Origin of the sequence: Streptomyces sp. NPDC047515, assembly GCF_040643055.1 — a bacterium.
GTDB lineage: Bacteria > Actinomycetota > Actinomycetes > Streptomycetales > Streptomycetaceae > Streptomyces.
Genome location: NZ_JBEYTM010000145.1, coordinates 1626 through 2779, shown reverse-complemented (window position 1 = coordinate 2779; position 1154 = coordinate 1626). Strand labels below are relative to the sequence as shown.

Sequence of the window (1154 nt, the reverse complement as noted above, 5' to 3'; positions counted from 1 at the left end):
ACTAGCAGGTAGTCGGTCAACGCGTCCCCGATGGTGTAGTCGAACACCGCGTACCGTTCCGGGTCGTCCGGGGACAGGCCGATCCGCCGAAGGTAGAGGGACGCCGCGAACCGGTCGACGTCGACGAGGTCGGGGTGGTCCACTCCGAACAGCTGACTCAGTTCGGCGTGGTCGAATTCGTCGAGGTGATGGTGCATGTAGAGGCCGAACTCGGAGGATTCGGCGTCCTGGTCGTAGTCCTGTCGGATGGCCACCCGGGCCAGGCGGTCGAACTCGCCGACATCAGCGGCGATACGCGCCGCACCATCGAGAAGTTCCAGCCGCACGTGCGGATCACTGATGGTCAGGTCCAGCCGGAGGGTGTGACCCGACCATTCGATCCGACTCTCCCAGCAGGGATCCTCTCCGCCGGGCGTGAGCTGACCAAATGCCGGATGCGTGATCGTCATGACAGCTCCCAGGTCGAAGACGGTTGTGGTCAACGCGGAACCGCAGCCCGAACAGGGCACTTGGTCAGCTGTTGAGTCCTATGTTTGGGCTGGTCGTGGGCCCGGCGTAGCTGTATGGCGAAGTGCGTCGGTGCCGTCGTCACCAGGGTGGGTCACCTGCAGACATTCAACCAGGAGCCCCGGTGGAACGCGGCGGGACGCCTCCGAGTACATCATCCAGGGGACCGAGCAGGCCCCACGCTTGTCCTCGGATCACCGGCTCACTCAGTCGGTGCATCATCCAACACCCGTACCTGCGTCGCCGTTCCTCAGCGGGTCGAGGCCAGGAACTGCCTGAACTCCGCCAGCGACGCCTCCATGTCCTGTCGTCCCGAGTCGATCGTTGGGAGCCTGGGCAACTCGCGTGCGGCGAACTCCTCAGCAGCCGCCGACACGGCATGGAGGAGCTCCGGGAGGGACGGCCGGGCCAGCACCCTGCGCTCGTGGGAGAGCACGACGGTTCGGCGCCGTACCCGGAAGTCGACCCGAAACGAGGAGTCAACCGCCACGAACGAGAAGAAGCCCCGGTGCCGACCCTCAAGGTTCGCCAGACCATCGAGCAGCAGCACGAGGGATAGGAAGATCATCATTCCCTGATCCGGCGTGTGCCCCACCGAGGTGACGCTCCACTGATCCGCTGCGATTTCCATGTCGCCCAGGTCGACC

Annotated in this window: 2 protein-coding genes; both read right to left on the bottom strand. The window is 65.0% G+C overall.

All coding sequences use genetic code 11. The features are described 5' to 3' along the window. Window positions 1-449, bottom strand: a 449-nt coding sequence (locus ABZ826_RS39105) for a DUF2004 domain-containing protein (RefSeq protein WP_361459331.1), incomplete at its 3' end; no start/stop codon positions are given. 308 nt (window positions 450-757) lie between these two features. Further along, window positions 758-1154, bottom strand: a 397-nt coding sequence (locus ABZ826_RS39100; RefSeq protein ID WP_361459329.1) for a hypothetical protein, incomplete at its 5' end; no start/stop codon positions are given.